The following is a 23,735-nucleotide window of genomic DNA, read 5'->3' on the forward strand; positions in this document are numbered from 1 at the left end:
GCTCAGTCTGGGGGGACCTGCGATCGCTCTCTCATCGGCCCGGGCAGCCCAGAAGGGACGTGCTCGGACGCATGATCCGTCCTCTCGGCGGGACGGTCGTGTGCCGGCTCGACGGGCGGTGAGCCCTCCGTGCCGCGCCGCTCCGACTGCGCTTGCGGACCCGGTGTCACCGGCTGCTCGGGCAGGAGCTTCGAGGAGGCGCTCGAAGACCCCGCGGCGATCTCCGCAACCCGGTGGGAAGAAGAGGAGGACTCGATCTCAGCCGGTGCAATGAACTGATCGGCGCGCAAGGATTCCAGACGCGCGAGCCAGGACTGCAGCCGACCCGCACTCCAGCCCTGTCCGAGCGCCCAGGCGTACGCGGTGTCCCAGTCACCGGAGCGGACTGCGTCGGCGAGCACCTGCTCCTCGTCTGTCGGGCCCGGCGCATCGGAGGTCGCAGCGCCTCCGCGGTCGGCATCCGCGGCGAGATCGACCGGTGCGGGCGCAGGCACGGTCTCGGGCTCGTCGGCCGGAAGCTCGGGCGACTCCACCACGTCGACGGGGGCAGGCGCCGGCGTCAGAACTCTTTCGGAGGGCGGTGACGGCGTCGGGGCGGCAGGCACGACCACTCCCCCCGCGTACGCGGTCGCCCCGGGGGTGTCGGCGAGGGATGCCGACGTCGTGAGTGCCACCGCGCAGACGACCGCGATGCTTGCGGCCATTGCCACGCCACCACCCACCGCCAGTCGCGTCCGGCCCTCCACGAATGATCCTCCGGTTCCGCGCACGACGTGCGCTTCCCCCATCGTGGCAGACCGTGCCCGCCCGCCGCCCCCGCGGCGCATGAGACTCTTCTCATGCGCCGCGATGGCGCGAGGAGGGGACTCAGGCCAGTTCGCCGGCCTCCAGCAGGTCCGTCACGAGCGCGGCGATCGCCGAGCGCTCGGAGCGGGCGAGCGTGACGTGACCGAACAGATCGTGGCCCTTGAGCGTCTCGATCACCGAGGCGACTCCGTCGTGACGGCCGACGCGGAGGTTGTCCCGCTGCCCGACGTCGTGCGTCAGGACGATGCGCGAATTCTGACCCATGCGGCTGAGGACGGTGAGCAGGACGTTCCGCTCGAGAGACTGGGCCTCATCGACGATCACGAATGCGTCGTGCAGCGAGCGGCCGCGGATGTGAGTGAGGGGCATGACCTCGAGCAGACCGCGGGCGACGACCTCCTCGACGACGTTGCCGCTCACCACGGATCCGAGCGTGTCGAACACCGCCTGTCCCCACGGGTTCATCTTTTCGCCCTGATCTCCGGGCAGGTACCCGAGCTCCTGACCACCCACGGCGTACAGCGGTCGGAACACGATGACCTTGCGCTGCTGCTGACGTTCGAGAACCGACTCGAGTCCGGCGCACAGCGCGAGCGCGGACTTGCCCGTTCCGGCGCGACCACCGAGGGAGACGATGCCGACGTCCGGGTCCAGCAGGAGGTCGATCGCGATACGCTGCTCGGCCGAGCGTCCGTGCAGTCCGAAGACCTCGCGGTCGCCGCGGACGAGTCGGTACTGGCCGTCGCCGGTGACCCGGCCGAGCGCGGATCCCCGCTCGGAGTGGATGATGAGCCCGGTGTTCACCGGCAGCCCCCGCGCTTCGTCGCCCGTCGCGATCTCGGTTTCGTACAGGTCGCTGATGTCATCGCCCGAGACGTTGATCGTCGCGATGCCGGTCCACCCGGAGTCGACCGCCTGCTCGGCGAGATACTCCTCGGCGGTGATGCCGAGGGATGCCGCCTTGACGCGCATCGGCAGATCCTTCGAGACGACGGTGACCTCCTGGCCGTCTTGAGCGAGGTGCATCGCCACTGCGAGGATCCGGCTGTCATTGTCCCCGAGTCGCATTCCGGAAGGGAGGACGCCTGCCTCGGTGTTGTTCAGCTCGACCCGCAGGGTTCCGCCCTCGCCCACCTGCACCGGGAAGTCGAGCCGGCCGTGCTCCACGCGCAGTTCGTCGAGGTGGCGCAGCGCCTGACGGGCGAAATACCCGATCTCGGGATCGTGTCGCTTGCCCTCGAGCTCGGTGATCACCACGACGGGGATCACGACGTTGTGCTCGGCGAAGCGGAAGAATGCCCGCGGATCGCTCAGCAGGACGGAGGTGTCCAGGACATAGGTGCGCAGGTCCGTCTCCGGTTCCCCGACCCCGTCGATGTGCTGACGCTGCTGTGGTGCTCGTGTGGTCACAACCCACTCCCGACCCGGGTGTTCCACCCGGCAGTCTCGAGTCGACCAGGGCCACGAGTCGTGATCCTTCACGGCCGACTCGACCGGGCGCCTTGCCCGATGAGTTGACGCTACGACCGCCGTGTGACGTCAGCGTCACCGACACGCTGAGCGATGTTACGGGCGGGTGAATTCCGCGCGAACGCGCTCAGCTGCCGTAGCGCCGATCGCGGCTCGCGTAGTCGCGGATCGCCCGCAGGAAGTCCACTTCCCGGAGGTCCGGGCCGAGCGCCTCGACGAAGTAGAACTCGCTGTGTGCGGACTGCCACAGCAGGAAGTCGCTCAACCGCTGCTCCCCCGACGTGCGGATCACCAGGTCCGGGTCCGGCTGTCCTGTCGTGTACAGGTGCTCGCCGATCTGCTCCGGAGTCAGGCTCGCCGCGAGCTCTTCGAGCGAACCGCCCTCCCGATCGTGGGTGGCGATGATGCTGCGCACGGCATCGACGATCTCGCCGCGTCCGCCGTAGCCGACCGCGAGGTTGACGTGCAGACCTGTGTGGTCGCGGGTGCGCTCCTCGGCGTCGCGGAGAACGCGCGCGAGTTCGGGAGGCAGCAGGTGCGCGCGGCCCATGTGCCGGACGCGCCAATCGCGCTCGGTCGACAGCTCCACGGCGAGCTCCGCGATGATCTCGATGAGGTCCGCGAGCTCCCGCGATTCGCGCTTGACGAGATTGTCGTTCGAGAGCAGATACAGGGAGACGACCTTGACGCCCACGTCGTCGCACCACTCCAGGAACTCGCGCATCTTCGCCGCGCCGGCCCGATGACCGTGGGCAGCGGAGTCGTAGCCGAGCTGACGGGCCCAGCGGCGATTGCCGTCGATCATCATCGCGACGTGATGCGGCACCGCCGACGGCTCGATCTGACGGCGGAGCCGGTTGATGTACAGCCGGTAGAGGGGCCCTCTGCCTCCGCTCGACGCACTCACACGCCTACGCTACCCTCGCTCCCTCACTGCGCGTGCGCCCGTCGGCATACGCCGAAGCGTAGGCTCGATGCGTGGCTTCCCGCATGAGTTCCGACGCGCGAGCGGACGAGCCTGCAGACGAAGGCGTCGACCGGATCCAGCTTCCGCTCATGGAAGAGGCGGAGGACACCGCCCACGTCGACATCAAGCCGACGTGGCGCGGCTGGCTGCACGCCGGCACGTTCCCGATCGCGATCGCCGCGGGCATCGTCCTGATCGCGATCGCCCAGGGATCGGTCGCGAAATGGGCTGCGGCCGTGTTCATGGTGACCTCGATGCTGCTGTTCGGGGCCTCCGCGGTCTACCACCGCTTCACCTGGGGGCCGAAGACCAAAGCGGTGCTCAAGCGCATCGACCACGCCAACATCTTCCTGCTGATCGCGGGCACGTACACGCCGCTCGCGACGCTCGCCCTGCCGCCCGAGAAGGGGGTGCTGCTGCTGTCCCTGGTCTGGTCCGGGGCGTTGATCGGCATCCTGTTCCGCGTCTTCTGGATCGGCGCCCCCCGCTGGCTCTACGTGGCCCTCTATCTGGTGCTCGGATGGGCGGCGATCATGTACATCGTCGATCTCTTCCAGGCGAACGCCGCCATGATGATCCTCGTCATCATCGGCGGCCTGCTGTACACCCTGGGTGCGGTCGTCTACGCGATGAAGAAGCCGAACCCGTGGCCCGGGCATTTCGGCTTCCACGAGATCTTCCACGTGTGCACGGTGCTGGCCTTCCTCTGCCATTGGACCGCATGCGCGCTGATCGCCCTCCAGCCCCTCTCGCCGTCGCTCGGCGTCCCCGGCTGAGCAGTCAGGCGCGCGAAGGCGTGTCGCCCTCGGGCTCCTCGGTCGGCGGCTGGGCCGCCGCCTCGGCATCCGCCCGCTCCTGCGCATCCAGCTCCTCGTTGATGTCGGCGCGCACGCGGCCGCGACGGATGCGGCGCATCATGTCCCAGACGAGCGCGACGACGGCGAGCGAGAGCAGGGCGATCACCACGAAGCCGGCCGGTCCCGGTGTGACCAGGACGGGATCGACGGTCTCCTCGGGTGTGGGCGTCATCGTGCCCGTGAACACCGTCAGGGCGGCGTGTGCGATCACGCCGAACGCGTCGTGCATGGATGTCCTCGTTCCGCGCGCAAGCGCCTAGCCTGGAGATACCAGCCTAACTTCCACGCGGGCGGAGCCTCCGCCCCCGCCCCAGCACCCGGTAGGGACGAATCCGCGACGATGACGACCCCCACGACGACACAGGACATGCTCGACGAGCGCTACGGGCGCACGAGCACCCCGCGCAGAAGATGGACGATCGGGCTCATCATCGCGGCGGGCGTCGTCATCGCGGGTCTGTTCGCCTGGATGACGATCGCGAACGCCCTCGATGACGTCTCCGCGGACACGACCGGGTTCACCGTGGACGACGCGCGGTCGGTGACTCTCTCGTTCCAGGTGACCGCTCCCGTCGGTCGCGCGGTGGCGTGCGTCCTGGAAGCGCAGGACGAAGATCACGGCGTGGTCGGCTGGAAGGTCGTGGAATTGCCCGCATCTCAGACCCACGCACGGGCGTTCCGCGAGACGATCCCGACGACGGCAGAGGCGACGACAGGTTTGGTCAACGCGTGCTGGGTGACGTAGTCTGGCCGCAGCACAGTCGACAGACGCCCTGGCGGGAGCCGGGGCGTTTTGGCATCCGAGCAGTCGGGACTGTGGATGCTCACACCCTCGCCGCGACCGAAGGAGACCTCGTGTCCAATGATGCCCCGGTGACGTTCCTGACCCAGGACGCCTACGACCGCCTGGCGGCCGAACTCGAGCGCCTGTCCACGACGGGCCGCGAGGAGATCGCGAAGCGAATCGAAGCCGCGCGCGAAGAAGGCGACCTGAAGGAGAACGGCGGATATCACGCGGCCAAGGACGAGCAGGGCAAGCAGGAGGCCCGCATCCGCACGCTGCAGCACCTCCTCAAGAACGCGACGGTCAGCGAAGCGCCCGAGAGCACCGGCGTCGTCGAGCCCGGAACCGTCGTGACGGCGATCGTGGCGGGAGGCGAAGAGATCTTCCTCCTGGGCAATCGCGAGATCGCCGCGGACTCCGAACTGGACGTCTACAGCGAGGCCTCGCCCCTGGGCGCGGCGATCCTCGGGCTGAGCGAAGGCGAGAAGACCTCGTACACCGCCCCCAACGGTCGCGCGATCGCCGTGGAGATCGTGAAGGTCGAGACCTACTCGGGCCAGTGAACGCCCCGCGTCGCTGACGAGATCAGTCGGGCACGACCGTCGGCAGGAAGCCGGCGTCGCGCAGCGTCTGGATCACGTGCGCACGGTGCTCCTCTCCCCGGGTCTCCACGCTCAGCTGCAGGATCACTTCGCTGATCTGCAGGCCCTGGCCGTGCCGGGTGTGCATGACCTCGATCACGTTCGCCCCCGCGTGCGCGAGCAGTTCGGACACGCGCGCGAGCTGACCGGGCCGGTCCGGGAGCGGGATCCGCAACGTCATGTAGCGCCCCGAGGCCGCGAGACCGTGTGAAACGACGCGCTGCAGCAGCAACGGGTCGATGTTCCCCCCCGAGAGCACCGATACGGTGGGGCCGGTCGCGGTGATCTTGCCCGCGAGGATCGCCGCCACGCCGACGGCGCCGGCAGGTTCGACGACCTGCTTGGCGCGTTCGAGGAGCATCAGCAGCGCCCGTGCGATGTCGTCGTCGGTCACCGTGACGACCTCGTCGACGAGCTCGCTGATGATCGCGAACGGCACGTCACCCGGGCGGGCCACCGCGATGCCGTCGGCGATCGTCGGCAGCGTGTCCACCACAAGTGGTCTGCCCGCTGCGAGCGACGAGGGATAGGCGGCGGAGTTCTCCGCCTGGATGCCGATCACACGGACACGGCGACCCACGGCGGCGGCGCGCGCCTTCACCGCGGCGGCCACGCCCGCGATCAGACCGCCGCCGCCGATGCCGACCAGCACCGTGTCGAGGTCCGGCACCGCGTCGAACAGCTCGAGGCCGAGCGTCCCCTGGCCGATGATGATGTCGCGATGATCGAACGGGGGGATCAGCACCGCACCGGTGCGCTCGGCGAACTCGGCCGCGAGACGCAGCGGCGTCTCGACCGTCGCGCCCTCCAGGATCACCTCTGCGCCGTACCCGCGCGTGGCCAGGAGCTTGGGGACGGGGACCCCGAGCGGCATGAAGATCGTGGCCGAGATGCCGAGCGCCTGCGCAGCCAGCGCCACTCCCTGGGCGTGATTGCCCGCGGAAGCGGCGACCACACCCCGCGCGCGCTCTTCCGGCGTCAGCCGGGACAGCCGGTAGGTGGCACCCCGGATCTTGAAGGATCCCGTGCGCTGGAGGTTCTCGAGTTTGAGGTGCACGGGGACGCCGAGGAGTTCGCTCAGGTGCTGGGACTCATCCAGCGGCGTCCGCGTGATGACGCCCTGCAGCGATGCGGCGGCGTCCTCGAACTCCGCCAGAGTGGGAATGCTCACGAACGGACCCTCCTGGGGCGCGGCACGGTCGTCCAGATCAGGTCGACGGATGAAGGCGGCGCGCCGGACTGCCAGGCCTTGTCGCCGATGTAGACCGCCACGACGTTCACGAATGCCGCCAGCGGGACGGCGAAGAGGGCACCGGGGATGCCGGCGATCATCGCACCGCCCGCGACGACGAGCACGACGGCGAGCGGATGAACCTTCACCGCGGACCCCATCAGAAGCGGCTGGAGGACGTGGCCCTCGATCTGCTGGACGCCGAGGACGACGACGAGCATCCACAGCGCGATCCAGGGGCCGTTGTAGACGAGGGCGAGGAAGACCGCGACCGTTCCGGTCACGACGGCCCCGACGATCGGGATGAACGCGCCGAGGAAGACCAGGACGGCAACCGGGATCGCGAGCGGCACACCGAGGAGGAACGCGCCCAGGCCGATGCCGACCGCGTCGATCGTCGCGACCATGAGCTGGGTGCGCGCGTAGTTCACGACCATGACCCAGCCGGCCCTTGCCGAGCCGTCGACGGCCGGCCGCGCCGCCTTCGGGAAGAGCCGCGTCGTCCACCGCCAGATCCCGCCGCCGTCGGCGAGGAGGCACAGCAGGATGAAGAGGGCGAGGAGGGCACCGACGCCGACGTGCCCGAGGGTCGTGCCGATCGCGAGCGCTCCGGACAGCAGCAGCTGCGCCTGCTCCTGGAGGAGCGTCAGCCCCTGGGAGAGGAGGTCGTCGATCTGTCCGGTCGTCAGGTGCAGCGGGCCGTCGATCAGATACTGACGGAACTGCTCGACGGCAGCGATCGTCCGCGTCTGCACCGAGGCCCACTGCCGCGAGACCTGCCACACGACGAGCCAGATGAGCCCCGCCACGATCGCGATCGTCCCGACAACCGAGATCGTGATCGCCAGCCACCGCGGCACGCGGTGACGCAGCATCCAGCTGAACGCAGGCCACAGCAGCGCCGTGATGAGGATCGCCACGAGCAGCGGGATGACGAGCAGCTTCAACTGGATGACGATCCAGATGCCCACGCCGATCGCCGCGGCGACGACGAGCAACCGCCACGAGTAGGCGGTGGCGAGCTTGAGCCCTCGGGGGACGGCACCGGACACATCGGTGGACACCACGCGACCGCGGTCACGGAGGGCGTCGAGGAACGAGCCTTTCGGCCGGCCCTCGGGTGTGCTCATCCGGCCATTCTACGGGCGGGCGATGTCGCGGTCCGCCGATAGGCTCACGCCGTGAAAGACACCCTGAGCATTCCCGAGGCACGGCGCGTCACGCTGGCCGCCCAGGGATTCGGGCAACCGCGTCCGAGCGCTCCCGGCACCCGGCAGCTCAACCTCGCGATGGCCCGGATGGGGACGCTGCAGATCGACTCCGTCAACGTCTTCGCGCGCTCGCACTACGTGCCGCTGTTCTCGCGGCTCGGCGCGTACGACACGGCGACCCTGGATCGCCTGCTGTTCTCCCGCCGTCCGGCGTACGTCGAATCCTGGGCGCACGTGGCGGCATTCATCCCCGCGGCCGACTGGAGCCTGTTCCAGTTCCGACGCGACGACCTTCGCGCTCAATACGCCAAACCGGGGAGTTGGTTCGACGGCCACCGCGACATCGCCGCATGGGTGCTCGCAGAGCTCGCCCGGCGCGGGCCGCTGCGTCCGGCCGAGATCGACCACGATGCGAAGCGGGCCCGGCGCGGGCCGTGGTGGGACTGGGACGTCGTCAAGAACGCGCTCGAGCACCTGTTCCTCTTCGGCGAGGTGGCGATCGCCGGCCGACGCGGTTTCGAGCGACGCTACGCTCTCGCCGAGCAGGTCCTGCCCGCCGACGTGCTCGACCGGCCGGTTCCCCGAGCGGAGGCGATCCGCGAACTCGTCCGCCGGGCCGCCCGGGCGTCGGGCGTCGCGACGGCGTCCGATATTGCGGACTACTGGCGGATCAAGGATCGCGCCGCAGTTCTCTCATCGCTGCACGACCTCGTCGATGCGGGCGAGCTGCGCCCGGTCACCGTGGCCGGCTGGAGCGTCGCGGGACGCCCCGCACAGGCCTGGCTGCACCGCGACGCCACTCTCCCGCGCCGGATCGACACGGCAGCGATCCTCACGCCGTTCGACCCGGTGGTGTGGTTCCGAGACCGCGCCGCGCGCCTCTTCGACTTCGACTACCGGATCGAGATCTACACGCCCGCTCCCAAACGCCGGTTCGGCTACTACAGCCTGCCCGTGCTCATCGGCGACGACATCGTCGGCCGCGTGGACCTCAAGGCCGACCGCGCGTCCTCGACGCTCCTCGTGCAGTCCGCCTGGTGGGAACACGGCGTGGGTGCGGATGCCGCCGCACGGCTTGCGGACGAGATCCGGCTCGCCGCCTCCTGGCAGGGGCTGTCCTCGCTCTCGGTGTCGCACTGGGGCGACGCGACGGACGACCTGGCGGACACGCTCCCTGAGGCGAGAAGGCACGACCTCACGCGGCGGTGAGGCTCACTCCGCGGGGATGCCGACCACCTCGAGTCCGAGCCAGGACGCGAGTTCGCGGATCTCGGCCCGCACCGCATCGTGCACTTCGGCGGTGAACGGCTCGTCCTCGTGGACGGCGTGCACGCGGAGGAGTCCCGCCTTGCGGTCGGCGGCCGCGTCGAGCTTCCCGACGAGGCGGTCGGCGTACAGGATCGGGAGCGCGAAGTAGCCCCACCGCCGCCGCCCCGCAGGCTTGTACATCTCCACGATGTACTCGAAGTCGAAGATCTCCTGGGCGCGCGTGCGGTCGAACACGAGACGGTCGAACGGCGAGAGCAGGGCCGTGCGCGGGGTGAACGACTCCGCAGCCCGCAGGACCACGGGATCGACCCGCCACACGCCGCGGACGCCCTCGACGCGCGCGGGCTCGCCGATCTCACCCACGTCGATCGGCTCGACGGGCTGCTTCACCGACTTCACCCGCGCGATCCCGAGGGAGCCGAGCCGACGCTCGGCACGTCCCCGCGCGGCGTCCTCGTCGCCGAGCTCCGGAGAGGAGAGCGCGTACACCCGCTCGGCGACGTCCCAGACGCGCTCCTTGCCCTCTCGTCCCGCGATCGCCACGTCGCCGCGGAGGACGAGGAACTCGAGCATCTGGGTGACATTGCGCTCGTTCGTCCATCCGGACGACTTCCAGGACACCTGACTCGTGTCGGGGATCTCGCCGGTGCGGAGTGGACCCGACGCCCGCAGCTGAGCGATCACGTCGTCCGCGAAGCGCGCATTCGCCTCCATCCAGTCCCGCTGATCGCGGTACACCGGCCACGCCCGCATGACCGGCAGGTACAGCGCAAGGTCGGTCATCGGGCGGTAGAAGCCCGCCCATTCGAAGATCGCCCGGTCGACCTCGACGGCGCGGGTGAGATCGGCGGGGCGGTAGGGCCAGCCGATCCTGCTCCACAGGATGTGGTCGGCGCTGGGTGCGATCGCCGCGGTCGGATCGATGTTGACCACGGAGAGAGCGTCGACGGTCTCGACGATGCCGCCGGGGCGTTCGGCTGTCAGCGCCTGCGCAGTCACGGCGATCCGGCGCGCCTGCTTTCTCGTCAACTCGTGCACGGAGTCCTCAGAACTGCCCGCCCATGGTGTGGAGCCGCTCGATGCGCTCCGCGAGCGGCGGGTGGGTGGCGAACATCCGCGCCAGTGCATTCGGCTTGAGGGGGTCGGCGATCCACAAGTGCGCCATGGACGTGTTCGCCTTGCGCAACGGCGCGCCGAACTCCGCGAGCTTGCCGAGCGCCGAGGCGAGTCCGTCCGGGTCGCGTGTGGTCATCGCACTCGTCGCGTCCGCGAGGTACTCGCGCTGGCGGGAGATCGCCGCCTGCACGGCTCCCGCGAGGAGAGGGGCGACGATCGCGGCGACCACGCCGAACAGCACGAAGAGGAGCTGCGCCTGGGCGTTCCCGCCGCGGCGCCCGCCGCCGAAGAACGCGAAGCGCAGGAATATGTCGGCGAGGATGCCGACGGCGACGACGAGACCGAAGACGATGAGCGAAACCCGGATGTCGTAGTTGCGGATATGACCGAGCTCGTGCCCGAGGACGCCCTCGAGTTCACGATCCGACATGAGCTCGAACAGCCCCGTCGTGACCGTGATCGACGCTTCCTCGGGCTTCCGACCGGTGGCGAAGGCGTTGGGCGCGGGGTCCTCCACGACGTACAGACGCGGCATCGGAGTCCCGGTCGCGATGCACAGGTTCTCCACCAGCCGGTAGTAGCGAGGTGCGTCCGTCTGCGAGACCGGCGTCGCGCCGGCCATCGCGATCGCTTCGCGGTCGGCGAAGAAGTACTGGAACGTCGCGTAACCGGCGGCGAAGACCAGGATGAACGCGGTGATCCACCAGTTGTTGCCCGCGAGCCATCCCGCGAGCACTCCGACAGCACCGAGCAGCAGGATGAACGCGCCCAGGATGAACCAGGTGTTGCGCTAGTTGCGCGCGATGGCGCTGTACATGCGAAGACGTCAGATCAGAACTGGACCCTGGGCGGCTCGCTGATGGCCGCGCCATCCACGACCTCGAAGAACTCGCGCTCGGTGAAGCCGAGGTTGCGGGCGAAGAGGTTGTTCGGGAACACCTTGATCTTGGTGTTCAGCTCGCGCACGCCCCCGTTGTAGAAGCGGCGCGACGCCTGGATCTTGTCCTCGGTGTCGACGATCGACTGCTGCAGCTGGAGGAAGTTCTGACTCGCCTGCAGCTGCGGATATGCCTCGGCGACGGCGAACAGAGACTTCAGCGCCTGCTGCATGTGGCCCTCGGCGACTCCGGCTTCGGCGGGCCCGCCGGCGGTCAGCGTCTCGGCTCTGGCCCGCGTCACGTTCTCGAAGACCGCCTTCTCATGCGCCGCATAGCCCTTCACCGCCTCGATGAGGTTCGGCAGAAGGTCGGCACGGCGTTTGAGCTGCACCGTGATGTCGCTCCACGCCTCGTCGACGCGCACGTTCAGTGCGACGAGCGAGTTGTACGTCGCCCACAGGTAGATGCCGGCGATGACGAGAAGCGCCACGACGATCAGTACCGGGATCAGCCATTCCCACATGCCGGTGACTCCGTTCAAGGTTTGACTCATCCTAACCACCGGCGGACTCCCGGATGAGGGCCGTCCGCCCGCTCACAGGGCTTACTCACCGAGGATGCGGTCCAGATGCCGATTGGCGAACATCCGCGCGGGGTCGAGACGGTCCCGCAGGGCGACGAAGTCGCCGAACCGGGGGTAGCGGTCGCGCAGGGCCGCGGCATCCAGAGTGTGCATCTTGCCCCAGTGGGGGCGACCTCCGAAGCCCAGCATGATCTGCTCGACGGCGTGGAAGTACTCCGTCGGATCCTCGCGCCAGTACCGGTGCACCGCGATGTATGCGGACGCGCGCCCGGAGGCGGTGGACAGCCAGAGGTCGTCGGCAGCCGCGAAGCGCACCTCCACCGGGAACGAGATACGCCAGCCGCGGTCCGCCACGAGCGCACGGAGGGCGTCGAAGGCGGCGCGCACGTTCTCCGCGGGCAGCGCGTACTCCATCTCGCGGAAGCGCACCGACCGCTCGGTCGCGAACACGCGGTGCGAGAGATCCGTGAATTCGCGGTCGCCCCACAGCCGCACCGACGCGCGGTTGATCGCCGGAATCGTGGCGGGCACCGTCCGGGCGACGCTGCACGCGATCTGGTGCAGTCCGTTGCCGATCACGACGTCGTCGACCCACTTGCCGATCCGCGGCAGCGGCCGGCGCACCGCGCTCTCGGGCAGCCGGGTGTTCGTCTTCGTCATGGCCCGGTCGGTGTGCGCGAACCAGTAGAACTCGAAGTGGTCTGCGGCGGCAACACGGTCCTCGAGACCGTCCAGCACCTCGTCCAGGGCTTCCGGCGCTTCCACCGCGTGAAGGAGGAAGGCCGGAACGCACTGCAGCGTCACCTCGACGAGGATGCCGAGCGCGCCGAGACCGAGAGCGACGGCGGGCAGCAGATCGGCGTCGTGCTCGTCGTCGACGCGCAGGAGCTCCCCGTCGGCGGTGACGAGCGTGACACCGACGACCTGCGTCGCGATGCCGCCGAATCGCGCGCCGGTGCCGTGGGTTCCGGTGGAGAGCGCTCCGGCGATCGACTGGCGGTCGATGTCGCCGAGGTTGGGCATCGCGAGGCCGTACGGGGCGAGGAGTCTCGGGATCTGATGCAGGCGCGTGCCGGCGCGCAGCGTCACCCGTCCGGTTCGCCGGTCGGCTCCGACGAGACCGGTGAGGTCGCTGAGATCCAGCAGGACGCCCGGGGCGACGGCGATGCCGGTGAAGCTGTGGCCCGCGCCGATCGCCTTCACACGCATCCCGCGCGCCGCTGCCGCGCGCACGGAGCGCTGCACCGCGGCCGTGGAGGCAGGGAACTCGACCAGCTGCGGGCGGACGCTCGCCGAGCGGCCCCAGTTCTGCCAGCGGTCGCCCGGGCGCGTCACAGGAACGCCTTCCCTTCGCCGCGATAGGTCGGCGCCGTCCCCGCCGGCGCCCCGGCGCCGACGAGGTGGTACGCGTCGACACGCTCGGCGAGCTCGCCGCTCTTCGCGTGGCGGAACCACACCCGGTCCCCGAGCGCGAGGCCGGCTGCCGCACGACCCTGCAGCGGCGTCTGCACCTCACCGGCTCCCTCCCGCGCGAGAGTCCGCAGCCCGTGCGGCCACACCGGCTGCGGCTGACGCGACGCGACCGGGGGTCCGGACGCGATCCACCCGCCGCCGAGGACGGTGACGATGTCGGGAGCGGGCCGGCGCACGACGTCGAGGGCGAACGCAGCCGCGGGTGCCGGGTCGAAGGCCTGGTACCCGTCGAAGAGGTGCCCGGCGAGCAGACCGCTCCCCGCCGTGAGCTCGGTCACGGACTGGTCGGCGGCCGTCAGCTCGAGGGAGCCGGTGCCGCCGCCGTTGACGAACTCCAACGGCGCGATCGCGCGGACGGCGTCGACGATCGCCGCGCGACGGTCTCGCAGCTCCTGCGCGGAGCGGCGCTGCATCCACCGGATGACGGGATCGCCCGCCCCCGTCGCGTCGCCCTGACCGGCGATCTGCGCTTCGTACATCATGAGCCCGACCACGCGCACGCCGGGTCGCCGGGCGATCGCCCGGGCCAGAGCCGCGACCTCTGCCGCCTCGTGCACGGGGGAACGGCGCACACCGACGTGTCCGAGCCCGGGAGCCCGCCAGGACGCGTCGGCGTCGATCGCGACACGGATCTCGGGTCGCCCGGTCGGCGGGGCGACCGCATCCAACGCGTCCAGCTGAGCGAGGTCATCGACCATGACCGTGATCCGCGACGCCGCCCGTTCGTCGGAGGCCAGCACCCGCAGCGCCGCGCGGTCCACGCTCGGGTAGCCCAGGACGATGTCGCCATGGGTCTCGGCGAGCCAGAGCGCCTCCGGCAGCGTGAAGGCGAGGATGCCGCGATATCCGGGAAGGCGGAGCACGGCATCCAGGACCTCGCGCACGCGCACCGACTTGCTCGCGACGCGGATCGGAACTCCGGCGGCGCGGACGAGCATGTCCAGCGCGTTGTAGCGCAGCGCGTCCAGATGAAGCGCCGCCGCCGGAGCGGGCACGCCGGCAACGGCATCCGTCATCGCACCCCAGTACGAGTCCGGATCGGCCCATGGCGTGCGCTGCGGTGCATCGCTCGCGGCGAGCAGATCGATCGTCATGGCATCACGCTCGAAGGCGTCGGGGCACACATGGGCACCAGCCTACGACGGGAGCCCGGACCGTACCCCCGGTCAGGTTCGAACTGACACTTGGGCGATTTTAAGTCGCCTGCCTCTGCCGATTGGGCTACGGGGGCGCACGCCGAAGCGGGCGCTACCACGGTACCGCTCAGCTGCCGGCGGCGACCTTCTCGGCCGGCGCGGCCTTCGGAGCCTTCGCCGGTGCCGCCTCGGCGGGCTGCGGCGGACGCGGGCGCGCGGCGAACTCCTCGAAGACATACCGAGGGTCCTGCACAGCCTGCAGGTTCACGAGGTCGCGACCGAGCCAGAAGTTGTTCCACCAGCCCCACACGACGCGGAACTTGCGCTCCCACGAGGGCATCGCGAGACCGTGGTATCCGCGGTGCGCGACCCAGGCGACGAAGCCCTTCAGAGCGATCTTGCCGGACTGGAAGACGCCGTTGTAGAGGCCGAGCCCGGCCACCGCGCCGAGATTCTTGTGGAAGTAGTCGCGCGGCTCCTCGCCGCGCAGGACAGCCACCAGGTTCTTCGCAAGGAGCTTCGCCTGACGCACGGCGTGCTGGGCGTTCGGGACGCAGTACCCGCCGACGCCGCCACCACTCAGGTCGGGGACCGCCGAGACGTCACCTGCAGCCCACGCGCCCTCGACGATCTCGTCTTCGGTGCCGACGCGGAGGTCGGCGCGCGTGCGGATGCGGCCGCGCTCTTCGACCGGCAGGTCGCCGCCTCGGACGACGGTCGGGTTGGCCATCACACCGGCAGTCCAGATGATCAGGTCGCTCGGGATCACCTCACCGGTGGACAGTTCGATGTTGCCGTCGACCGCGCCCGTCACCTGGGTGTCCAGGTGCACCGAAGCGCCCCGCTTGGCGAGGTCCTTCAGCACCCACTCGCTCGTCTTGAGCGAGACCTCGGGCATGATGCGCCCCATCGCCTCGATCAGGTGGAAGTGCGTGTCGTCGAAGGTCACTTCGGGGTACTTGCCCACCAGCGCCGACGCGAAGTCGCGGAGCTCGGCGAACACCTCGATCCCGGCGAAGCCGCCGCCGATGACGACGACGGTGAGCAGGCGATCCCGCTCGGGGCCGGGAGGCAGCACGGAGGCCTTGTCGAAATTGGACATCAGGCGGTCGCGGATCGCGACGGCCTCCTCGATCGTCTTCAGACCGATCGCGTTGTCGGCGATGCCCGGGATCGGGAAGGTGCGCGAGACGGCACCGGCGGTCACGACGATCTGGTCGTACTCGAGCTCGTACGGCTCACCGACGATCGGGGTGATCGTGGCGACCTTGCCGGCGTGCGAGATGCCGGTGACCTTCGCCGCGACGATCTTCGTCTTCTTCAGGTGACGACGCAGCGCCACGACCGAGTGGCGGGCCTCGATCGAGCCCGCCGCGACCTCGGGGAGGAACGGCTGGTACGTCATGTAGGGAAGCGGGTCGACGATCGTGACCTCTGCCTCACCCTTGCGCAGCTGCTTCTCGAGCTTCCACGCGGTGTAGAACCCCGCGTAGCCGCCGCCGACGATCAGGATCCTGGGCACGCGGTTCTTCGCGGACGCAATGTTGCTCACGGTGGGGAGTACTCCTGGGGTGTCAGCGGCTCGGCGTCCGGGACGCCAATCGGATTCGTCGGACAGCTGCGATGACGCCGAGCGCCACCAGTATAGCGGCCGCCGAACCGGCCATCAGCGGAAGCGTCCCGTACAGCAGCGTCTCGGACGACGGCAGCAGCGGCGAGGCGGGACGGGATGCCGCGTCCGCGGGCGGCAGCGCGGGGATCTGCACCGGATCCGCGGTGGGGATCGGCGCGGGCCCGGTGTCCGCGCGGCGATACAGCCGGATCCAGTCCTTCAGGCTCCCCATCGGATTCTCGGACACCAGCGGCACGCTGGCCGCCACGGCGGCGGCGGCGTCCACGAGCCCGTATCCGTACAGCGGATCGGGGACGTCGGTGGCGGCCGCGGCGGGGTCGGCGGTGCGGATGATCCGGTTGATCACGTTGGCGGCGTCCAGCTCGGGGTGCGCGGCGCGCACGAGGGCGGCGATGCCGGCGACGATCGGGGCTGCGCCGCTCGTGCCGTTCCAGAGCACGAGGCGGCCATCGGCCGAGACTCCGAGCAGGTTCTCGCTGGGGGCCGACACGCCGATCGTGATGCCCTGGGTCGAGGCCTCGAGGCTCGCCCGACCCTGCGGGTCGACGCCGCCGACGGTCAGCACACCCGGAATCGTGGCCGGGGCCCCGACGCGCGACGTCCCGCTCCCCCGGTTCCCGGCTGCGACGACGACGACGACGTCGTTGTCGTACGCGTAGAGGAACGCGTCGTCCCAGCTCCGGTCCCAATCCGGGGTGTTCGTGGTCAGCGAGAGGTTGATGATGTCGGCGCCGTTGTCGACCGACCAGCGGATCGCCTCGGCGATCTGCTGCGTGAACGGCACGGTCGCGGAGGACCCGAAGCCCACCGACACGGACAGGATCTCCGAGGCCGGGGCCACGCCGATCATGCCCGTGTTCGCCCCGGTCCCCCGCGACGCGGCGAGCGAGGCCACCCAGCTGCCGTGGTTCGCGTCCACGGCACCCACGGGCGTCCGTCCGTCCGGCGACCCGATCCCCGACACGTCGGTGCCGGCGACGACCGCCCCCTCGAACTCGACAGGACCGCGCCCGACACCGGTGTCGATGATCGCGATGCGCACCCCTTCACCGCGGGTCGTCGTCCAGGCCTGCGTGACCCCGTACTCGTCGAGCCAGTACTCCGCCGCGCGCACCGGGTCCGACGACGCCGGGGACGGGGTCGCCGTGGACCCCGCCAGCAGCACGGTCGCGGCGGCGACGAGCGCGGCGAGCCCCGCCCGGATCCTCATCCGGCCGCTCCCGGCTGCGCGCACACGCAGCGCTCGGGCGACCACGTCGACAGCGCGAGGGCGCGGTCCCCGATCGGGTTGACGCCCGGACCCGCGGCCAGCGCGTGTGCGGCCAGGGCATGCAGGCACTTCACGCGTGTCGGCATCCCTCCCGCCGAGATTCCGTCGATCTCCTCGACGACGCCGAACTGCACGCGGTCGGCGAGATAGGCCTCGTGCGCACGTCGGTAGGCCGCGGCCACCTCGGGGTCGTCCAGCTCGTCGCCGAGCGTGCGCATCACCTGCGTCGCCTCCAGCTGCGACATCGCGGAGGTCGCGCCCGGGTGGGTCAGGTAGTAGAACGTCGGGAAAGGCGTCCCGTCGTCCAGCCGGGGGGCGGTCACCGCCACCGTCGGGTTGCCGCACACGCACCGGGCCGCGATCCCCACGACACCGCGAGCGGGCCGCCCCAGCTGCTCCCGCAGCACGGCGAGGTCGGCATCGCTCACGGGGGCATACGGCGGAGTGCTCACCGCGCCAGGGTACCTTCCGGCCCTGAATGGAGCCCTCAGGGCGCGGGACTCTCGGTGGACGCGGGGTCTGGCACACCGATCGCCGGGGCCTTCACCGTCTGCGCGAGCCCGGCCTGCACGACCGAACGGACGAACTGGGACATCCAGTCGGTGCGGGTGCGCTCCACCTCGTCGCTCACGGGCGCCTGTTCCTGCGGCACGAGCGCTGCGGGCAGGTCGTCGTCCACGAGGTAGACGACCTCGCCGGGCTTGACGTAGTACAGCCGCTCGCGTGCCTGGGTCGTGATGTACGCGGGATCTGTGAAGCGTTCCCGCTGCGCCTCGAGGTCGGCGACATCCTCGCGGCTCACTTCGACCGCTGCCTGCAGCGCCGCGATCTGCTGGCGCTGATCGACGTAGGTGCCGATCGTCGGCACGAGCACGAACGCGGCGAGGACGACCAGTCCCATCATGATCACCATGAAGCCGGACAGACGGATTCCGCCCAGCCAGCCCCGGACGTCGACGGGTCCGCGCGCCGGCCGACGGATCGGCCGGGCACGCGAAGGGGGAGCCGTCGTGTTCGGCACGGCTCCCCCTCACGTGGACCTCATTCGGCCCGGATGTCTGCTCTACGCGCGGTACCTCGGGAACGCTCCGCGACCGGCGAATTCCGCCGCGTCGCCGAGTTCTTCCTCGATGCGCAGAAGCTGATTGTATTTCGCGACACGTTCGCTGCGAGCAGGCGCACCGGTCTTGATCTGACCCGCGTTCACGGCGACGGCGAGGTCGGCGATCGTCGTGTCCTCCGTCTCACCGGAGCGGTGCGACAGCATCGAGCGGTAGCCGTTCTGGGTCGCGAGCGAGATCGCGTCGAGGGTCTCGGACAGCGTGCCGATCTGGTTCACCTTCACCAGCAGCGCGTTCGCGACGCCGAGGTCGATGCCGCGCTGAAGTCGGACCGGGTTCGTGACGAAGAGGTCGTCGCCGACGAGCTGCACCTTGGTGCCGATCTTGTCGGTGAGCGCCTTCCACGCGTCCCAGTCGTCTTCGGCGAGCGCGTCCTCGATCGTGACGATCGGGTAGTTCGCGACGAGGTCGGCGAAGTAGTCGGTGAGCTGCTCGGCCGACCAGGTCTTGCCCTCGACGGTGTAGACGCTGTCCTTGAAGAACTCGGTCGCCGCGACGTCCAGGCCGACGGCGATGTCGGTTCCGGGCGCGAACCCGGCCTTCTCGATCGCCTTGATGAGGAAGTCCAGGCCCTCGCGGTTGCTGGGCAGGTCGGGGGCGAAGCCGCCCTCGTCGCCGAGCGCCGTGTTGAAGCCCGCGGCCTTCAGCTCGCCCTTGAGGACGTGGTAGATCTCGGTGCCCCACCGCAGCGACTCGGCGTACGTGTCCGCACCGATCGGCGCGAGGAAGTACTCCTGGAAGTCGATGCCGTTGTCGGCGTGCTCGCCGCCATTGATGACGTTGAACAGCGGTACGGGCAGCACGTGCGCGTTCGGTCCGCCGAGGTAGCGGAACAGCGGGAGGTCCGCGCTGTCGGCAGCGGCCTTCGCGACGGCGAGGCTCACGCCGAGGATCGCGTTCGCGCCGACGCGCTTCTTGTTCTCGGTGCCGTCGACCTCGTTCAGGATCTCGTCGACGATGCGCTGCTCGCTGGCCTCGACGCCTTCGATCGCCGGACCCAGCTCGTCGACCACGGCGGCGACGGCCTTGAGCACGCCCTTGCCGCTGTAGCGCGTCTTGTCGCCGTCGCGCAGCTCGTACGCCTCGAAGGCGCCCGTCGATGCGCCGGAGGGGACCGCCGCGCGCTGGACGATGCCGTCGTCGAGCAGAACCTCCACTTCGACGGTCGGGTTTCCGCGCGAATCCAAGATCTCGCGCGCGTTGACAGCCTCGATTAGTGCCACAGAGGACTCCTTGAGTGGTGGAGGGTGGATCGGGAGCGTCGTCGGTCCGCCGTCAGTCTAGCGACGCGGCATCCGTCACGTGATCCGTCACGAGCGCGATCGCCACGCCGTCCCAGCCCTTGCGGTCGAGCGTCTGCAGCGCGGTGGCATCGAAGCGCGCATCGCGCCGGAGCATCTCCAGACCTCGCTGCGTGCCGATCACCTGGGCCGACGTCGTCGCGGGGTTGGCCACTTCTCCCCCGCGTCCGATGTTGTCCAGGACGACGACCGTTCCCGGGCGCCCGAGGCGTGCCGCCCAGTCGAGGTAGATCGTGTTCGATTCCTTGTCCGCGTCGATGAAGACGAGATCGAACGGCTCGGCGCCCACGAGGGAGGGCAGCACGTCCGCGGCGCGGCCGATCCGGATCTCGACACGGTCGGAGACACCCGCCCTCTCGAGGTTCGTCCGGGCGACGACGGCGTTGCGCTCTTCGGCCTCGACCGTGACGACCCGGCCGTCCGCGCCGACCGCGCGGGCCATCCAGATCGTCGAGTACGCGCCGAGCGTGCCGATCTCGAGCACCCGCCGTGCACCCGAGATGCGCACGAGCAGATTCAGGAGTTTCCCGGACACCGGAGCCACCTCGATCGCCGGCAGTCCCGCCTCCTGCTGCGAGTGGACCGCGTCATCCAGCACGGGGTCGTGGCCGACGAGCGTGTCGGTCAGATAAGCGTCCACGCGACGCCAGGACTCGGGTGTGGGGTCGGCCATGCGGCCAGCCAACCCGCCCGCCGTGCCCCCGTCAACCCCGCACCTCCCCCAGCACGATGGCGGCACCAACCTGCGATGGCCACACAGGTTTCGTGGGGCCATCGCAGGGAAGTGCAGCCGACACGAAGAGAGCGGCGGACGGGGGGTCAGCCGAGGGGCTTGACCTCGAGATCTGACGCGTCGGTGCCGACCAGAGCGAAGGCGGTGTACCCGTCGTTCGCGGCGCGCTCGAGCAGGGCCTTGAGGTTCTTCGTGCGCTGCTCGAGCCGCACGCGGGAGCCCTCGGCCACGAGGCGGGACTTGAGCGCCAGCAGCGCGCCGAGATCGGCATCCCGATCATGCACGAGGACGACCGCGGGGGCGGCCGAAGCGGTCTGCTCGCCGACGAGGTCCACGATCCGCTCGAATCCGATCGAGAACCCGACCGCCGGGACGTCCTGCCCGAGGAAACGCCCGATCATGCCGTCGTACCGGCCTCCGCCGCCGAGCGAGTAGTCCACCGAGGGGTGGGCGAGCTCCATGATCGTGCCGGTGTAGTACCCCATGCCGCGCACGAGGAACGGGTCGAAGACGAGCGGCACGTCCCGCTCGGCGCGCGAGGCGGCGACCGCATCGCCGATGGCGGCGAGATCGTCGACCGGCTGATCGGGGATGCCGTCCGGCAGCGCGCGGCGGATGTGCGCGGATCCGAACGGGATGTGCTCGCGCGTCTGCGGACGCTCCAGGAACGCCCCCAGCGCACGGACGGCCGCAGGATCCGCGCCGCGGCCGGTGAGCTCGGCGATCACGCCGGCGGGTCCGACCTTGTCGAGCTTGTCGATCGTGATGAGCACCCCCGGACGCTCATCGGGCGCGAAGCCGAAGCCTTCGAGCATCGCATCGAGGATCCGCCGATCGTTGATCCGGATGCTGCCGCCGGTGAGCCCGAGCGCGTCCAGCGTGTCCAGCGTCGCGACGGCGAGCTCCGCTTCGGCACGCCCCGAGGCGTCGCCGATGATGTCGATGTCGCACTGGACGAACTGCCGGTACCGCCCCTTCTGCGGACGCTCGGCGCGCCACACGGGCGCGATCTGGATCGACCGGAAGACCGAGGGCAGCTGACCCCGGTTCGTGGCGTAGAAGCGGGCGAGCGGAACGGTGAGGTCGTAGCGCAGGCCGAGATCGGTGAGCGCGGACGGGTCCTCGGCTGCCGCGCGGATCGCCTCGGCATCCAGCCCGCGCTTGAGCACGTTGTACGCGAGCTTCTCGTTGTCGCCGCCGATGCCGGCGTGCAGACGCGCGTACTCCTCCATGACCGGCGTCTCGATCTCATCGAATCCGTGCGCGCGGTAGCGCTCGCGGATGACGGCGAGCACGCGCTCGCGCCGGGCCTTGTCTGCGGGAAGGAAGTCGCGCATGCCGCGCGGCGGGGTCACTGATGCCACCGGACTAGTCTCTCAGCCCGGCCTCCGCCTCCCGAATCCCCGCCGAGAGCCCACGAAGACGTTCCCGGAGCGCCCGCTCGGCATCCCACCCGTTCTCGCGGGCGAGCGCGACGAGCCCGAGGAGCGCCTCCCCGAGCTCCGCCTCCGACGACGGCGCGTCGACCGGGGCGGCACCGAGCCCGAGGGGCGCCCCCTTGCCGAGCATCTTCTGCGCGAGGGCGAGCGAGGGCATGCGCTCGGAGACCCCGTCCAGCACGCTCGTGCGCGTGCTCTTCTCCGCCGCCTTCGCCGCGTTCCACAGCACGAGCACCTGCTCGGGGGTCTCCGCGACCTCCCCGGCGAAGACATGCGGATGCCGCCGCACCATCTTCTCGGTCAGGCCACGGGCGACGTCGTCGATGTCGAACGGCTCGACAGGATCGCGGGAGGCGATCTCGGCGTGGAACAGCACCTGCCACAGCAGATCGCCGAGTTCTTCGCGCAGGTCCGCGCGCGACCCCTCCTCGACCGCGTCGACCAGCTCCGCGCTCTCCTCCACCAGATACGGCACGAGGTCGCGGTGCGTGATCTGCCGGGTCCACACGCAGCGGTCCCGCACGAGACGCATCGTCTCGGCCGCCTGACGGAGCGGGTCCTGCTGAGGCTGCGTGTCGGTCATGCCAGCTGCCCTCCGTCCGCGCCCGTCGCCATCGCCGGTGCCGGCTCCGCCGATCCGCGCCGGCGGTGGTGGCGAGCGCGCTGGGCGACGAGGATCCCGGCGGCGATGAGCGAGATCGCCGAGCCGCCGAGCACACCGAGGGTCGCCTCGTCGCGCAGCAGCGGATCGGAGGCGAACGCGAGCTCCGAGAGCAGGAGCGACACCGTGAAGCCGATGCCCCCGAGCGCCCCCGCCGCCACGAGGTCGGCGAAGGAGAGGTGCGGCGTCGCGCCGCGGTTGCCGATGCGCAACGAGATCCATCCGAAGACAGAGATGCCGATCACCTTGCCGACCGGGAGCGCGATCAGCACGCCCCAGAAGGCAGGCGCGAGCTGCGACGGCGAAACCGCCGGGATCACGACGAGAGCGGCGGAGAACGCGAACAGCGGAAGGACGAGACCGTTGACCCACGGCTCGAGCGCGTGCCGGACCCGCATCGCCGGGTGCTGCGCCATCGCGAGGCCCAGCGCGACGCCGGCGATCGTGGCGTGGACGCCCGACTCGTACACGAACACCCACGTCGCGATCCCGAGCACGACCAGGACGACGGCGATCGGCACGCGCGCGCGGGTGTCGAGCTGACGGCTCAGAATGCCGAACAGCACGACGGCGACGGCGGCGAGGCCCAGCATGACGAGATTCACGTCCGCGGTGAACAGCACCGCGATGAAGACGATCCCGACGATGTCGTCCAGGATCGCGAGGGCCAGCAGGAAGATCCGGATGCCGGACGGCAGGCCCTTGCCGAACACGGCGAGAACCCCCAGCGCGAACGCGATGTCGGTCGCGGTCGGGATCGGCCACCCGCGCGCGGAGTCGGTGCCCGCCGAGACGATCAGGAAGATCACGATCGGGACGATCACGCCGCCCGCCGCGGCGATCGCCGGCTGCATCGCCTTGCGCGCCGAATTGAGCTCGCCGTTCGTGAGCTCGAACTGCAGTTCGACGGCGACCATGAAGAAGAACACGGCCAGCAGACCGTCCTGGACCCAGTGGCCGATCGACATCTCGAAGACGCCGGGGATGCCGATGTAGGTGTCCTTCACCGCGAGCGCAGCGGGGCCTGCGGCCGTGTTGGCGACGATCAGGGCGAGGATCGCGGCGGCGAGGAGGATGATCGCCGGAAAGCGGGCAGAACGCAACAGGGACACAGGGGTCCTTTCGTGGGAGGAGGCGGCAGGCGCACGCGCACC

General features: G+C 70.0%; 24 protein-coding genes and 1 tRNA gene. 4 read left to right on the forward strand and 21 right to left on the reverse strand.

Going from position 1 to position 23,735, the window contains the following annotated elements:
* Positions 1-2 precede the first annotated feature (2 nt).
* The 3 genes from AB0P18_RS15060 to AB0P18_RS15070 form a co-directional block, all read right to left on the reverse strand.
* Positions 3-710 carry a hypothetical protein gene (locus AB0P18_RS15060; protein WP_363360700.1) on the reverse strand — a complete coding sequence of 236 codons (708 nt, stop codon included), beginning with the start codon at positions 708-710 and terminating at the stop codon, positions 3-5.
* Between the two features lie 157 nt (positions 711-867).
* The gene (locus tag AB0P18_RS15065) at positions 868-2,217 is read right to left on the reverse strand and encodes a PhoH family protein (protein WP_363360701.1); all 1,350 of its coding nucleotides are present in this window, start codon (positions 2,215-2,217) and stop codon (positions 868-870) included.
* Between the two features lie 187 nt (positions 2,218-2,404).
* Positions 2,405-3,184: an isoprenyl transferase gene (locus tag AB0P18_RS15070; RefSeq protein ID WP_363360702.1), complete on the reverse strand. Its 780-nt coding sequence runs from the start codon at positions 3,182-3,184 to the stop codon at positions 2,405-2,407.
* Between the two features lie 83 nt (positions 3,185-3,267).
* On the opposite strand from AB0P18_RS15070, the gene AB0P18_RS15075 reads away from it, so the two are divergent.
* A complete protein-coding gene (locus AB0P18_RS15075; protein ID WP_363360724.1) occupies positions 3,268-4,020 on the forward strand; it encodes a hemolysin III family protein in 753 nt (250 codons plus the stop codon).
* A 4-nt stretch (positions 4,021-4,024) separates the two neighbouring features.
* Here AB0P18_RS15075 and AB0P18_RS15080 read toward each other — a convergent pair whose 3' ends face one another.
* The gene (locus tag AB0P18_RS15080; protein WP_363360703.1) at positions 4,025-4,330 is read right to left on the reverse strand and encodes a hypothetical protein; all 306 of its coding nucleotides are present in this window, start codon (positions 4,328-4,330) and stop codon (positions 4,025-4,027) included.
* A gap of 111 nt (positions 4,331-4,441) precedes the next feature.
* Between AB0P18_RS15080 and AB0P18_RS15085 the strand changes: the two genes are divergently transcribed.
* Positions 4,442-4,846, forward strand: a complete 405-nt coding sequence (locus AB0P18_RS15085; RefSeq protein ID WP_363360704.1) for a DUF4307 domain-containing protein — start codon at positions 4,442-4,444, stop codon at positions 4,844-4,846.
* A 110-nt stretch (positions 4,847-4,956) separates the two neighbouring features.
* Positions 4,957-5,448 (forward strand): transcription elongation factor GreA, encoded by a 492-nt coding sequence (gene greA, locus AB0P18_RS15090; protein WP_344054531.1) that lies wholly within the window; start codon positions 4,957-4,959, stop codon positions 5,446-5,448.
* Between the two features lie 22 nt (positions 5,449-5,470).
* On the opposite strand, the gene ilvA is transcribed toward greA, so the two are convergent.
* Together ilvA and AB0P18_RS15100 are read right to left on the reverse strand one after the other, a co-directional pair.
* Positions 5,471-6,697, reverse strand: a complete 1,227-nt coding sequence (ilvA, locus tag AB0P18_RS15095; RefSeq protein ID WP_344054533.1) for a threonine ammonia-lyase — start codon at positions 6,695-6,697, stop codon at positions 5,471-5,473.
* Positions 6,694-7,887, reverse strand: coding sequence for an AI-2E family transporter (locus tag AB0P18_RS15100; RefSeq protein WP_363360705.1), 1,194 nt, complete (start codon positions 7,885-7,887; stop codon positions 6,694-6,696). The genes ilvA and AB0P18_RS15100 overlap by 4 nt, the downstream gene beginning before the upstream one ends.
* Positions 7,888-7,938: 51 nt before the next feature.
* Between AB0P18_RS15100 and AB0P18_RS15105 the strand changes: the two genes are divergently transcribed.
* On the forward strand, positions 7,939-9,177 hold the full coding sequence (locus AB0P18_RS15105) for a crosslink repair DNA glycosylase YcaQ family protein (protein WP_363360706.1): 1,239 nt from the start codon (positions 7,939-7,941) through the stop codon (positions 9,175-9,177).
* A gap of 3 nt (positions 9,178-9,180) precedes the next feature.
* Here the strand turns inward: AB0P18_RS15105 and AB0P18_RS15110 are convergent, their stop codons facing one another.
* The 15 genes from AB0P18_RS15110 to nhaA form a co-directional block, all read right to left on the reverse strand.
* The gene (locus AB0P18_RS15110) at positions 9,181-10,236 is read right to left on the reverse strand and encodes a crosslink repair DNA glycosylase YcaQ family protein (protein WP_363360707.1); all 1,056 of its coding nucleotides are present in this window, start codon (positions 10,234-10,236) and stop codon (positions 9,181-9,183) included.
* A gap of 46 nt (positions 10,237-10,282) precedes the next feature.
* Positions 10,283-11,128, reverse strand: coding sequence for a M48 family metallopeptidase (locus tag AB0P18_RS15115; protein ID WP_363360725.1), 846 nt, complete (start codon positions 11,126-11,128; stop codon positions 10,283-10,285).
* Positions 11,129-11,184: 56 nt separating this feature from the next.
* Entirely contained in the window at positions 11,185-11,754 is a 570-nt protein-coding gene (locus AB0P18_RS15120; RefSeq protein WP_344055845.1) for a LemA family protein, read from the reverse strand.
* Positions 11,755-11,835: 81 nt separating this feature from the next.
* Positions 11,836-13,149, reverse strand: coding sequence for a D-arabinono-1,4-lactone oxidase (locus tag AB0P18_RS15125; RefSeq protein ID WP_363360708.1), 1,314 nt, complete (start codon positions 13,147-13,149; stop codon positions 11,836-11,838).
* Positions 13,146-14,381 carry an alanine racemase gene (locus tag AB0P18_RS15130; protein ID WP_363360709.1) on the reverse strand — a complete coding sequence of 412 codons (1,236 nt, stop codon included), beginning with the start codon at positions 14,379-14,381 and terminating at the stop codon, positions 13,146-13,148. Before AB0P18_RS15130 ends, AB0P18_RS15125 begins: the two co-directional genes overlap by 4 nt.
* Before the next feature lie 63 nt (positions 14,382-14,444).
* Positions 14,445-14,518, reverse strand: a tRNA-Leu gene (locus tag AB0P18_RS15135).
* A 32-nt stretch (positions 14,519-14,550) separates the two neighbouring features.
* Positions 14,551-15,945, reverse strand: a complete 1,395-nt coding sequence (locus AB0P18_RS15140) for an NAD(P)/FAD-dependent oxidoreductase (protein WP_344055846.1) — start codon at positions 15,943-15,945, stop codon at positions 14,551-14,553.
* Positions 15,946-15,997: 52 nt separating this feature from the next.
* Positions 15,998-17,266, reverse strand: coding sequence for a S8 family serine peptidase (locus AB0P18_RS15145; RefSeq protein WP_363360710.1), 1,269 nt, complete (start codon positions 17,264-17,266; stop codon positions 15,998-16,000).
* A complete protein-coding gene (locus AB0P18_RS15150) occupies positions 17,263-17,778 on the reverse strand; it encodes a DUF501 domain-containing protein (RefSeq protein WP_363360711.1) in 516 nt (171 codons plus the stop codon). The genes AB0P18_RS15145 and AB0P18_RS15150 overlap by 4 nt, the downstream gene beginning before the upstream one ends.
* 35 nt (positions 17,779-17,813) lie before the next feature.
* Positions 17,814-18,347: a septum formation initiator family protein gene (locus AB0P18_RS15155; RefSeq protein WP_363360712.1), complete on the reverse strand. Its 534-nt coding sequence runs from the start codon at positions 18,345-18,347 to the stop codon at positions 17,814-17,816.
* A 42-nt stretch (positions 18,348-18,389) separates the two neighbouring features.
* The gene (eno, locus tag AB0P18_RS15160) at positions 18,390-19,670 is read right to left on the reverse strand and encodes a phosphopyruvate hydratase (protein ID WP_363360713.1); all 1,281 of its coding nucleotides are present in this window, start codon (positions 19,668-19,670) and stop codon (positions 18,390-18,392) included.
* Between the two features lie 52 nt (positions 19,671-19,722).
* Entirely contained in the window at positions 19,723-20,421 is a 699-nt protein-coding gene (locus AB0P18_RS15165) for an O-methyltransferase (RefSeq protein WP_363360714.1), read from the reverse strand.
* Positions 20,422-20,567: 146 nt separating this feature from the next.
* The gene (gene hisS, locus AB0P18_RS15170) at positions 20,568-21,818 is read right to left on the reverse strand and encodes a histidine--tRNA ligase (RefSeq protein WP_363360726.1); all 1,251 of its coding nucleotides are present in this window, start codon (positions 21,816-21,818) and stop codon (positions 20,568-20,570) included.
* Between the two features lie 31 nt (positions 21,819-21,849).
* A complete protein-coding gene (locus AB0P18_RS15175) occupies positions 21,850-22,503 on the reverse strand; it encodes a MazG family protein (protein ID WP_363360715.1) in 654 nt (217 codons plus the stop codon).
* Complete coding sequence (nhaA, locus tag AB0P18_RS15180; protein ID WP_344054556.1) at positions 22,500-23,693, reverse strand: Na+/H+ antiporter NhaA; 1,194 nt, start codon at positions 23,691-23,693, stop codon at positions 22,500-22,502. The genes AB0P18_RS15175 and nhaA overlap by 4 nt, the downstream gene beginning before the upstream one ends.
* Positions 23,694-23,735: the final 42 nt, after the last annotated feature.

The organism is Microbacterium sp. NPDC064584 (assembly GCF_040687315.1).
GTDB lineage: Bacteria > Actinomycetota > Actinomycetes > Actinomycetales > Microbacteriaceae > Microbacterium > Microbacterium lacus.